Origin of the sequence: Halovenus anhuiensis, from assembly GCF_037080055.1 — an archaeon.
Classification (GTDB): domain Archaea; phylum Halobacteriota; class Halobacteria; order Halobacteriales; family Haloarculaceae; genus Halovenus.
Genome location: NZ_JBAOJI010000004.1, coordinates 116,402 through 128,284, shown reverse-complemented (window position 1 = coordinate 128,284; position 11,883 = coordinate 116,402). Strand labels below are relative to the sequence as shown.

Below are 11,883 nucleotides of genomic sequence, written 5' to 3'. Positions count from 1 at the left end.
CATTCGTGAGTCCTCGCACCGTGATTCTCTCATAACGGCTGATCTTGCACCCAACCACTTGCAGTAGGCCCTCCTCAAGGGACGAACAGTCTCTGTCGTGAACGAGTCGGATGTGTCGTTCACCGAGTCTCACGTAGCGACTGGTCTCTGCTTCGGCCGTCGTTGCTTCTCTCCGAACGGTTCACACACAAGGCGAACGCTTTTTGCCTGTCTCGGCAGAAGTACGCGTAATTGATGACACGCGAATCTGCCGAGGAGTCAGCCAGTAACCGAGGCGCCGAGTCGGAGGTAGCCGCCACAGACGGTGGTGTCGAGGACGTTGCACTGGATCCGTGGGGTTCGGCCGCCGTGTCGGACTACCGTAAACTCTTCGAGCAGTTCGGTATCGAGGAGTTCGAGGAGATTCTCGGCGACGTGCCTGGCCCACATTACCTGATGCGCCGCAGCGTCATCTTCGGCCACCGCGACTACCGCCGCGTTCTCGACGCGATGGCCAACGACGACCCTTTCGCGGTGCTGTCTGGGTTCATGCCGACCGGTGACCCCCACATCGGCCACAAACTCGTCTTCGATGAGATCATCTGGCATCAACAACAGGGTGGTGAGGCCTACGGGCTGATTGCGGATCTGGAAGCCCACAGCGCCCGCGGGCTTACGTGGGACGAAATCGACGAGCACGCCCGCAACTACATCCTCTCGCTGCTCGCACTCGGCTTCGACCCCGAGGAGGGCACGCTCTACCGGCAGTCCACGAACCGCGAGGTGCAGGATCTGGCTTTCGAGTTGGGTATCGAGGCGAACTTCTCCGAACTCGAAGCAATCTACGACTTCGACGGCGAGACCGACGTGAGCCACATGCAGTCGGTCGTCACTCAGATGGCCGACATCCTCTATCCGCAACTGGACGAGCCGAAACCGACGGTCATCCCCGTTGGCCCGGATCAGGACCCTCACGTCCGACTCGCCCGGGATCTCGCCGCCCGCGTCCGATATTTCGGCGTCACCGAAGCCTACGCGAGTTTCGAGGTCACGGCGGACGAACGCGAACTGCTCGCCGACGCCTACGAGACGCTCACCGAGCGCCACCCCGACGACACGATCCGGTGTTCCGACGCCGCAACCTATCTGGAAAACGAGCGCGAACCCGGCGCGACCGACGTGACTGCGACGACGCTCGATAGCCTCATCACCATGTGCAACGAGGCCGGCAAGGAACCGCTCCGGCCTCGCGTTCGCTTCGTCGACCGCAACGCGACCGAAGACGCCTTCGAGGGGCTGATCGAAGCCATCGACGGCGAGAAACGGGTCTATGACGAGCACATCGACGCCTTCGACCTCGACCGCGAGGCTGCGGAGGAACTCTCCCGCGAGGTGGAACTCGAGTACGACGGCTACGGCTTCCTCCCGCCGTCGTCGATCTATCACCGCTTTATGACCGGGCTGACCGGCGGGAAGATGTCCTCGTCGATTCCGGCCAGCCACATCAGCCTACTCGACGACCCCGAAGACGGCTACGACAAGGTCAAAGCCGCGACGACCGGCGGTCGTGAGACTGCAGAAAAACAGCGCGAACTCGGTGGGAAACCCGACGAGTGTCCGGTCTACGAACTCTATACCTATCTGCTCGCAGGCGACGACGACGAGTTCGCGATGAAAGTCTACGAGGAGTGTGCTGGCGGCGAACGGCTCTGTGGTGGCTGCAAGGAACAGGCCGCCGAACTCATCGAGGACTTTCTCGAAGACCACCAAGAGAAACGCGAGGAGTGGGCGGAGAAACTCGACGAACTCGATATCGAGTTCGACTCCGGTCGGTGACGGTCGGCAACCTTTGAGCGCACAGCGTTTTTTGACACTCGGACCGAATAGTGAGTATGGCCAGAAAGCTCGCCCTGTACGTCGCCGCCTTTCTCGGCGCTCTCTTCGCGGTCCAACTCGTCGTCTCTGCCGTCTTCGCTGCGCTCGCGATCGTCTGGTCGACCATCGTAATGACGCTCACCGTCGCGTTGCTACTTACCGCTGGCTACGGAACCTACAAACTCTACGGGCTGGTCAGTTCCGACGAGCGAGCACCAACCCAGTCACGAGACCGGATGCGGCGCGTGCGCGAACGGGACCCAGTCGAACGACTCCGCGACCAGTACGCGAGCGGTGAAATCTCCGAGCGAGAACTGGAGCGGGGCCTCGAACGGGAACTCAGCAACCGCGAGATGGACAGTATCGACCGCGAACTCCAGCGCGAACGCAGATAGCAACTGGTATTCTTCTCCTGAGTTGCCGACTCGAATTTTTAGTGGATGATTGTCCAATATTATTCCGATCTGGGTTCCTTTTCTTGTGCATTCTGAACAGTAATCTGTGAGTGTTGCGGACAAGAGAGCAAGATTTACACGAATGGACAACAGCTTACACGTGTAGATAGAGAACGACATATGATCGAAGTCCCCAGCTGTCGACGTGGTCGGTTCTCGCACCGTCTTCGACTGTATTCGACCAGTTCCCGAGTTCGGCGCGGAGGTGACCGGACGTGACCGAGTGGGTCCCGACGACGTGCATGCGGTGTGCCGTCGGCTGTGGCCACCTGCATCAGTCTCCGGATCTCGGGGTCGGCATCGACATCGCCCGCGGAGACGTGAACCACCCAGTCAACCGCGGGTTGGCCTGTTCGCGCGGGATCGAGGAGAGCCAGGATCCCGACGGCGAGTGGCTTACCAAGCCGATGGTCCGCCGTGACGGCAACCTCGTCCGCACGACGTGGGACGTGGCGCTCAATGCCGCGCTGGAAGCGCTCCGTGATGCTCACGAATCCGATCCGAACGCCATCGGCATCCTCGGCAGCGGTCAACAGACCAACGAGGCCGCCTATTTGTTGGGCAAACTCGCCCGCGGCGGGTTCGGCACGCGATACTACGACGCGAACACGACGCTGTGCATGGCAAGCGCCGTCACTGCGTATTATCAGGCCTTCGGCAGCGACGCGCCGCCGTGTACCTACGACGATATCTCCGACGCTGACCGGCACATCGTCTGGGGTGCCAACCCCGCCGTCGCTCATCCCGTGATGTTCCGCTGGATCAAGCAGGCCGCCGGTGAGGATGGCGTCGAACTGACCACCGTCGATCCGGTTCGGTCCGAAACCGCAGAAAACTCCGATCAGCACGTCTCGCTCGCGCCGGGGAAGGATCTCGCACTGATTCGCGCCGTCCTGGCCCGCCTCCTCGAAACCGACCGGATCGACGAGGCGTTCGTCGAACAGGCAACTGACGGCTTCGACGAACTCGTCGACTCGTTGCCCGACGCGGAGGCCGCCCGCCAAGCGGCCGACGTGTCGGAAGGAGATCTCGAACTGCTCGCGAGTGCGCTGGACGAAGACGCGCTCATCTACTGGGGGATGGGTATCAACCAGCACGTTCAGGGGACCGAAACCGCCCGCGGGCTGATCGATCTCTGTCTCGCCACCGGCAACCTCGAACCGGGCAGCGGCCCCTTCTCGCTGACCGGCCAGGCCAACTCGATGGGCACGCGAGTCTGCTCCTCGAAGGGCACCTGGCCCGGGCACCGCCCCTTCGAGGATCCCGACGAACGCCAGTTCATGGCCGAACAGTGGGGCGTTCCGACTGATCGTCTCCCCGACGACACCGGTCCGGGTCCAGTCGGCCTGCTCGAAACGGTCGAAGACGATATTGACGTGATCTGGACAGTCGCGACCAACCCCGTCGCGGGGATGCCCGACGCCGAGCAGGCGACCGACCGACTCGACGACGCCTTCGTCATCGCCCAGGACGCCTTCCACACAGAGACGACCGAACTGGCCGACGTGGTTCTGCCCGCGGCGACGTGGGGCGAGTCCGAAGGGACGGCGATCAACATGGAACGGACAGTCTCCCGGGTCCGTGCGGCGACGGAGGCCCCCAGCGGCGTCCGGTCGGATCTGGCTCTCATCGCCACCATCGGCAACCGACTGTTCCCCGAGTTGATCGACACCGCCCGACCCGACCCAGCGGCCGTCTTCGAGGAGTTTGCGGCGCTCACCGAGGGGACGCCTGCGGACTGTTCGGGGATCTCCTACGAACGACTCGAAGAGAATCTCGCTGTCCGGTGGCCCGCACCGGACGAGGAGTCGGCCGGCGGCTACCGGTACTACGAGCCTGCGGATCCGAGCGCTGCGGGCAGTACGGACAGCGCTGTCACTGACGGCGGCACGGCGACCCCCTCGTGGTCGTTCCCCACTGCGACTGGCAACGCTCAGTTCTCGACCGCCGGGCAGGGAGCGCTTCCCGAACCCACCGACGACGCCTACCCGCTCACGCTGACGACCGCCCGCGAAGCGGACGGGTACAACACCGGAATTCGGTCCCGAACCGTCGACGATCCGGATCCCGTCGTCGCCCGGATTCATCCCGAAACGATCGCCACACACGAGGAGTCCGTCACCGATGGACGAACTCGGATCGCCTCCCGACGGGGCGGTGCGACGGTCGAACTCGACCCCGACGAAGGGGTCCCCGAGGGGATGGTCTGGCTGCCGATCCACCACCCGGCGACCAACCGACTGACACTCCCTGACCGTGATCCCCAGTCCGACGAACCGCATTTCAAACAGTGTGCGGTCCGGTTCGAGGAACCCGACACGTCGAGTTGAGTTCCCCACAGTCGGTGACTGATCGCTGACGAACCTCCAATTCCTTCCACTTGTCTTCGAATTCCCAGTCCGAAATCCCGAGAGAGCAGAATTTCAGACTCTCTCGACGACGATATCGCGCGCATCCTTCGCCGACCGCAACTCACCTTCCTGTGGCTCGGTGGAACTTTGTCCACCATTTTCTGAATGAATGTTTTGAAATGGGCGATGGAATTTGACGCTAGATCTCCTTAAGGACTCTATATTTGACCGAAGATTACCTGCATCTGGGTATTCCAGTGCCTAAGATTGGATATTTGTTAACGAGAACAGTTTTATGGGTGTATCAAAACTATTCAGGTGAAAAATGCAGACGAGCGTATTCCAGAATGGGATAATTATGATCGATCGTAAAGCAGAGGTAACGATCTACGAACGCGGCCTGTACGGATACGACTGCGAGACGGTGGTGAGTCAGTCATGATCTCTGGGAAGTGGAAGAACCTTATACTCGCAACGGTGATGTTTAACCTCGGGTTTACGATTTGGTTTTCGTTCGCTCCCTACACTGACGGAATCGCTCAGGAGTTCGGGCTCTCGGTCGCCGAACTCGGCATCGTCGCCAGCGCGGCGATCATTGCGGTTCCGCTGGGCCGGATCGTGATCGGTCCGTTGACCGACAAGTACGGTGCTCCCACCACTGTCTTCTGGACGATGGTGGTCGTCGGACTGGCCGCAATCGCCTCGGCGTTCACTCAGACCTACGAGGTCTTTATCACCGCACGGATCATCGCGTCACTCGCCGGGATCACCTTCGTCATCGGTATTGCGCACGTCTCCGAGTGGTTCGAGGAGGAGAATCTCGGACTGGCCGAGGGAATCTACGCAGGTGTCGGCAACGCCGGAGCGGGCCTCGGTTCGCTGCTCCTATTGCCGGCGCTGTTCGGGTCGGGCTACAGCGGCCCGCTGTTCGAGACGAACTGGCGTGCTGCGTTCTTCTACACTGGCGTTGCAGCGCTGGTCGTGGCCGTCGTCTACTATCTCGTCGGTGACGCCGCCAAGAGCCAGCAGAAACGGCAGGCCACGAAGGAGGGAGTTACGTTCAGACAGTGGCTCTGGGTCGCCACCCGATACGGTGCGGTCGTTCTCGCAGTCGCCTACGTCATGACCTTCGGCCTCGAACTGGCGATGAACGGCTGGCTGTCGACGTACTACCGCGAGGCCTTCGGCGAAGGACGACTCCAGATCGCTGCGGCATTCGCCGCGACTTTCTCGATCGCTGCGGGTCTCCTTCGACCGATCGGCGGCTACATGAGCGACGTGTTCCAGCGCAAAGAGTGGGACATCATCTCTCGGTTCGAGGGCGAACACCGCAACCAGTGGACGTTCGTGACGCTGGTCTACGTCGTCCTCGCGATGTTCGTAATGACGCTTGCCGGCCTGACCGGCAATATCGTGCTCGCCGTCGTCGCGGCCTTCGGCGTCGGACTCGGCTGTGCCTTCGCGGAGGGGGCAATCTTCGCACAGGTCCCGTCGATGTTCCCGGACGACTCCGGCAGTGTCGCCGGAATCGTCGGCGGAATCGGCTCTTCGGGCGGCGTATTCTACCCGCTCATTTTCTCCTCGGCGCTGCTGCCAAACCTCCATCTCGGCTACGCCGTCGCCGCGGTGACGATGATTCCGATTCTGGTGCTGGCCGCATGGATCTTCCAGCCGCACATCGCCGAGGTGGCGACGGAGAACGGTTGGGTCGTCGCCGACGAAGAACCCGCCTCGACGCCCTCCGTGCCGGCCGACGACTGAGCCTCACAGTACCGTCTCTTTTCGAGCGAAACCGCGGCGCACTTATTGCCCGATACCACACCTGCGTCTGTGCGACGCAGAGTCGGAACGAGTCTGTATGCTGGCCTCCTCTTCACCGTCCTCGGGACGATTGCGTGGGCCAGCGGCCAGCCGTTCATCTTCCCCAGTCTCGGTCCCTCCGCGTTCATTCTCGCCTTCGAGCGCCAGAGCGAGCGGACCCTTACCTACCGCATCGTCGGGAGCCACCTCATCGGCGGGGTCGCCGGCTTTCTCGCGTGGAGCCTGCTCGCTGCCGGCATCTCGCTCACGGCGACACCGCCGGCGTACTCCGTCGAGGGACTCCGCCTCGCGGCGAGCGCGACCATCTCGATCATGGTGACTAGCTGGGCGATGATCGCCACCGACACGATTCACGCCCCGGCCTGCGCGACGACGCTGATCGTTTCGCTCGGACTGCTCTCGACGCCCGCACAGGTGGGTATCATTCTCGCCAGCGTCGTTATCCTCGTCGAATTTCACGCCGCCGTCCTGGCCGCCTTCGCGTGGTTGGTCGGCGACTCTCATCCTCTGCTCGACTCGTCCAGCGCGTGAACTGAACGGACACCCCTCGTTCTCGCGCGCGCTGCCCCGCGGACTCTCTGCTCCGCTCAGCGACAATACCATCACTCAGAAGACAAAAAATTTGACAAGCCCTCAATTCTCCCGCGGAAAATTCGAGATGGAATCCCCTAATATTCATTGCACATGTCCTTATATCGGACAGTCGTTCATCGAGGGTCCTTCGTTCTTGATTATTTAAACGGTCAGTGTTTTATGCTTTCGATACCCGATACTAAGATGTGAATTACAGTCCGAAGCGCAAGCGGATCGCGGAAAAATTGGACATCTAGTACGCAGGTGAGTATTCATGCCACACAACAAAGAGGAGATCAAAGACGAGCTGTACGGCGATGCGGTCAGGGAGAAACTCGAGGAGTTCGCCGAGCGCGGCTGGGACTCCATCCCGGAGGAGGAGCGCGAGGAGTGGTTCTCTCGGTTCAAGTTCTGGGGTGTCTTCCATCAACGGTCCGGCCAAGAGTCGTATTTCATGATGCGGCTGACCAACTGTGGGGGCGTGCTTGAGCCGGATCAGTTGCGCGCCATCGGCGAAGTCGCCCGTGAGTACGCGACTGGGCCGGCGGACAACCCCGAGTGGGGCAACGGTTGGATCGATCTGACGACACGGCAGTCGATCCAGTTGCACTGGCTCAATCTCGAAGATATCCCCGAGATCTGGGAGAAACTCGAATCCGTCGGCGTGAGTTCTCGTTCGGCGGGCGGGGACACGATGCGCAACATCTCGGGCTGTCCGGTCGCCGGTAAGGCCGAGGAGTTCATCGAGTCCCGGCCGATTCTCGACGAGATTCAGGAGACGATCCGTGACGACGACGACCTCGCGAACATGCCCCGCAAGTTCAACATCTCGGTGTCGGGTTGCAAGCAGGGCTGTGCGCAGGACTCGATCAACGATATCGGGCTGGAGCCAGCCTACAAAGACGACGGTGGCAGGATCCGCAAAGGATTCAACGTCCGTGTCGGCGGCGGTCTCGGCGGCCGTGAACCACGTCGCGCTCGCCCGCTGGATCTGTTCATCCCGCCGAAGAAGGCCGTCGAGACGGTCCGGGAGTTCGTCGAATACTACCACGAACACGGCAACCGCCAGAACCGCTCGAAAAACCGCGCTCGATTCTTCGTCGACGAACACGGCACCGACAAGATTCGTGTGGACCTGGATGATCGCCTCGACTTCGAGTTCGAGTCGGCAGGCAGGCACTTCCGCGAGGAGTACACCTACAACGCTGGCAAGCCCGCCGACGAAGGCCCGCACGACCACGTCGGCGTCTACGAACAGCGCGATGGCCTCAACTACGTCGGCCTGAGCGTCCCGGTCGGCCGACTCACCGCCAAGGAAGCGATTGCCCTCGCGAATCTCGCCGGGGAGTACGGCTCCGGCGAGGTCCGGCTGACCCGCCGGCAGAATCCGATCATCATGGACGTTCCCGACAAAGACATTGCGCCGCTCCTTTCCGAGCCGCTGCTTGAAGAGCATACCCCCGAACCGAGCCCGTTCGTCCGCGGTGCACAGGCCTGTACGGGCACGGAGTTCTGTTCGATTGCGCTGACCGAAACCAAAGTGCGGATGGCTCGGACGCTGCGCTGGCTGCGAGCGAACACGGATCTGCCCGACGACATCGATCGGATCAAGATCCACTACTCGGGCTGTACGGCAGACTGCGGACAGGCGATGACCGCCGATATCGGCCTCCAGGGGATGCGCGCCCGCAAGGACGGCGAGATGGTCGAGGCACTCGACATCGGCGTCGGCGGCGGCATCGGTACCGAGCCGAGTTTCATCGAGTGGGTCCACCAGCGCGTCCCGGCCGACGAAGCACCAGCATTGATCAAACAGATCGCCGAGGCGTTCGCGGCCCATCGTGACGAGGGCCAACCGTTCCGCGAGTGGGTCGAGGAGTTCGGCGTCGAGGCGCTCACCGACATGACGGAGCCAAAAGAGAGCGACTACGAAGACGCCTGTCTGACCGACGCCAAACAGGCGTGGTATCCTTTCGCCGAGGATGACAGTCCCGCCCCCACCAAACCTGACGGCACGCCGATTTCGGCGGATGACTGACCATGAGCCACCGAGTGCTGGACGTAACGGCGTACACCACATTCGATTATCTGCAGGGCGGCGCCTCGGGAATCGACTGGGCAGAAGACGGTGTCGTCGTCCTCGACGTGGAACCCGACGAGGAGGAGGGAGTCGTTCGGCTGTCGACCGAACTCGACCCGACCGACGTGGACCGACTCGACCAGCACGCCGACCACGTCGAACTGTTCCCCGACCAGGCCCGGACGCTCGCCTCGACGCTTCGGGAGGTCGCCGACCGCGTGGAGGAGGAGATCGAAAATGAGTGAGACCGAGGCATTCCCGGGGACCGTCTATCTGGTCGGTGCCGGACCGGGTGACCCCGAACTGCTGACGGTTCGGGCCCGCCGATTGCTCGACAGCGCCGACGTGGTGGCTCACGACTCGCTCGTCCACGAGGAACTGCTCGATTCGATTCCAGCGACGATCCGCCTGGTCGATGTCGGTAAACGGCCTGGCCCCGACGGCCAGCGCACGACCCAGGAGGAGATCCACGAACTACTGGTCAAGACGGCCAGCGAACCCGCGAGCGTCGTCCGTCTGAAATGCGGGGATCCGACCGTCTTCGCCCGGGGCGGCGAGGAAGCCGAGGCACTGGCCGAGGCCGGCGTCGACTGCGAAATCGTCCCCGGTGTTACGAGCGCCATCGCCGCGCCGGGGGTCGCAGGCATTCCGGTCACTCACCGCGAGCACGCCTCTGCGCTGACGGTCGTCACCGGCCACGAGGACCCCACCAAACCGGAGAGCGCGCTGGACTGGGCGGCGCTGGCTGATACGGTCGCCGCCGGCGGAACGCTCTCGATTCTCATGGGGGTCGGCAGACTGCCGGACAACATGGCGGCACTGGAGTCGGCGGGCCTCGATCCCGAGACTTCCGTTGCGATGATCGAACGCGCAACCTACGAGGATCAAACAGTGGTCACCGGGACGGTTGCGACCATCACCGACCGGGCCGAGCGGGCGGATCTTTCACCACCGGCGGTGACGCTGGTCGGCGATGTCGTCGATGTCCGGGAGGCAATCGACGCCTGCATGCAGTCACTCGATCGGCAACTGATCACGACCGACCAGTACTCACAGATCGAAGGCGACTGAGACTGGTGGCTGTAAGCCGCTGACGAAATTCGATCTCCTGTGGCGTCGAATATCGTTACGAATCTACAGCCACCAGTATGACCGACGCAACTTTCACTTTCGGTGCCGATGGATCATCAGACGGCGTGTGGTGTCCGACCCGACTTCGCTGGGAGGGGGACCCACCGTCCGGGGCTGACAGATGACATCCGAGGACGCTCCCGGGATGTACGATCCGGGACTGGCCTATACGACCGTCGCCCAGACGAATCTCAGCCGTCTCGATCCCACTGGAGAGTTGCTCATCGGCGGTTATCCGGTCGAGACGCTGGCGGCGAACGCGACCTACGAGGAAGCGGTCTTTCTTCTGCTCGAAGGCCGCTTGCCGACCGCCGAGGAACTGGCTCAGTTCCGGTCGGATCTTGGGGAGTACCGCTCACTCCCAGAGCCAGTTCGGGACACTCTCCGGGCCGGGGCCGACAGCGACGTTGAACCGATGGCTGCCCTGCGAGGGGGACTGGCCGCAGCAGACCTCGGAGTCGACGCAACCGAACCACGGGAGACGGCCAAACGCGTCGTCGCCGTCGTCCCGACGATCGTCGCGACGTACTGGCGATACCGCCAGGACGAGCAGCCAATCGAGCCCGATCCAGAGCTCGACCACGTCGCGAACTACCTGTGGATGCTCTCCGGCGAGAACCCGACCACCTCGCAGACTGACGCGCTCGAAACGCTCTGTGTGACACTGCTCGAACACGGGCTGGACGCGTCGTCGTTCGCGGCACGAACCACCGTCTCGACGGATTCTGACATCGTTTCGGCGGCGACGGCGGCCGTCGGCGCGCTGAAAGGCGACCGCCACGCGGGGCGATTTGCCGAGGCCTTCGAGTTACTGACTGCGGCACGGACAGCCGAGCAGCCCGAACCCCTGCTCCGTGATCGCGCCGCCAGCGGCGCCGTTCCGGGATTCGGCCACCCTGTCTACCGAACCCGGGACCCCCGTGTCGCGGTGCTTTCGGCGGCGCTCGAACGGTACGATCCCGAAGACGCAAGCGAGGTGCACCGAACCATCCGCGAACTCGAATCGGCCGCTGGCGAGGTGTTCGAATCCGGCGCACGAGGCCGCGAAGAGGGCGATTCGGCTGGAGAGAGCCAGCGTCCCGAGATCACCGTCGAGTTTCCCGCGACAGCCATTCTCGATAGCGTCGGCATCCCACCCACATTGTTCGCGGCGACGTTCGCAGTCGCTCGCTCCGGTGGCTGGGTTGCTCACGCGCTGGAAGGGCGACAGTCCGGCCCACTGCTCCGGCCGTCTGCGCGGTACGTCGGCGACCGGAAATCGACGTGGACGCCGGTCGAAAACCGCCACACTGCTGGGGACCAACTCCTCTCCCGGCCCCTTCGGTCGCCCTCGCTCGAACCCATCACGGAGACACTGGACGTACTCTCAGAACCCAGTCGGCTCGAAATCCTGCTGGCACTGTACGACGGCGACGAGACGATGGCCTACTCGGCGCTGCTCGACGCCACGACGATCAGCGACAAGGGCCGGTTCAACTACCACCTCCGCACCCTGCGGGAGTATTTCGTCTCCCAGTCGGAGGCCGGCTACCGGCTGACCGAGGTGGGCGAACAACTCGTCGATGCCGTCGTCACCAACGACCGCCTGTTCACCGAGTAGAGCTGTCGACGAATCTAG

At 62.8% G+C, this 11,883-nt stretch carries 9 protein-coding genes; all 9 read left to right on the top strand.

Going from position 1 to position 11,883, the window contains the following annotated elements; all coding sequences use genetic code 11:
• Window positions 1-234: 234 nt before the first annotated feature.
• On the top strand, window positions 235-1,815 hold the full coding sequence (locus V8P86_RS11520) for a tryptophan--tRNA ligase (RefSeq protein ID WP_336327417.1): 1,581 nt from the start codon (window positions 235-237) through the stop codon (window positions 1,813-1,815).
• Window positions 1,816-1,871: 56 nt separating this feature from the next.
• Window positions 1,872-2,249 carry an SHOCT domain-containing protein gene (locus V8P86_RS11515; RefSeq protein WP_336327416.1) on the top strand — a complete coding sequence of 126 codons (378 nt, stop codon included), beginning with the start codon at window positions 1,872-1,874 and terminating at the stop codon, window positions 2,247-2,249.
• Between the two features lie 275 nt (window positions 2,250-2,524).
• A complete protein-coding gene (nasA, locus tag V8P86_RS11510) occupies window positions 2,525-4,639 on the top strand; it encodes an assimilatory nitrate reductase NasA (protein WP_336327415.1) in 2,115 nt (704 codons plus the stop codon).
• 459 nt (window positions 4,640-5,098) lie between these two features.
• Window positions 5,099-6,421 (top strand): MFS transporter, encoded by a 1,323-nt coding sequence (locus V8P86_RS11505; RefSeq protein WP_336327414.1) that lies wholly within the window; start codon window positions 5,099-5,101, stop codon window positions 6,419-6,421.
• A gap of 69 nt (window positions 6,422-6,490) precedes the next feature.
• Window positions 6,491-7,012: an HPP family protein gene (locus V8P86_RS11500; protein WP_336327413.1), complete on the top strand. Its 522-nt coding sequence runs from the start codon at window positions 6,491-6,493 to the stop codon at window positions 7,010-7,012.
• A gap of 316 nt (window positions 7,013-7,328) precedes the next feature.
• On the top strand, window positions 7,329-9,092 hold the full coding sequence (locus tag V8P86_RS11495) for a nitrite/sulfite reductase (RefSeq protein ID WP_336327412.1): 1,764 nt from the start codon (window positions 7,329-7,331) through the stop codon (window positions 9,090-9,092).
• A 2-nt stretch (window positions 9,093-9,094) separates the two neighbouring features.
• Complete coding sequence (locus tag V8P86_RS11490) at window positions 9,095-9,379, top strand: DUF6360 family protein (RefSeq protein ID WP_336327411.1); 285 nt, start codon at window positions 9,095-9,097, stop codon at window positions 9,377-9,379.
• Window positions 9,372-10,205: a uroporphyrinogen-III C-methyltransferase gene (gene cobA / locus V8P86_RS11485; RefSeq protein WP_336327410.1), complete on the top strand. Its 834-nt coding sequence runs from the start codon at window positions 9,372-9,374 to the stop codon at window positions 10,203-10,205. Before V8P86_RS11490 ends, cobA begins: the two co-directional genes overlap by 8 nt.
• Before the next feature lie 181 nt (window positions 10,206-10,386).
• Window positions 10,387-11,865, top strand: a complete 1,479-nt coding sequence (locus V8P86_RS11480; RefSeq protein WP_336327409.1) for a citrate/2-methylcitrate synthase — start codon at window positions 10,387-10,389, stop codon at window positions 11,863-11,865.
• Window positions 11,866-11,883 lie beyond the last annotated feature (18 nt).

Bases quoted from the DNA above. Each gene is read 5' to 3' on its own strand.
- V8P86_RS11520 (WP_336327417.1), top strand. From the start codon at position 235: ATGACACGCGAATCTGCCGAGGAGTCAGCCAGTAACCGAGGCGCCGAG.
- V8P86_RS11515 (WP_336327416.1), top strand. From the start codon at position 1,872: ATGGCCAGAAAGCTCGCCCTGTACGTCGCCGCCTTTCTCGGCGCTCTC.
- V8P86_RS11505 (WP_336327414.1), top strand. From the start codon at position 5,099: ATGATCTCTGGGAAGTGGAAGAACCTTATACTCGCAACGGTGATGTTT.
- V8P86_RS11495 (WP_336327412.1), top strand. From the start codon at position 7,329: ATGCCACACAACAAAGAGGAGATCAAAGACGAGCTGTACGGCGATGCG.
- V8P86_RS11490 (WP_336327411.1), top strand. From the start codon at position 9,095: ATGAGCCACCGAGTGCTGGACGTAACGGCGTACACCACATTCGATTAT.
- cobA (WP_336327410.1), top strand. From the start codon at position 9,372: ATGAGTGAGACCGAGGCATTCCCGGGGACCGTCTATCTGGTCGGTGCC.
- V8P86_RS11480 (WP_336327409.1), top strand. From the start codon at position 10,387: ATGACATCCGAGGACGCTCCCGGGATGTACGATCCGGGACTGGCCTAT.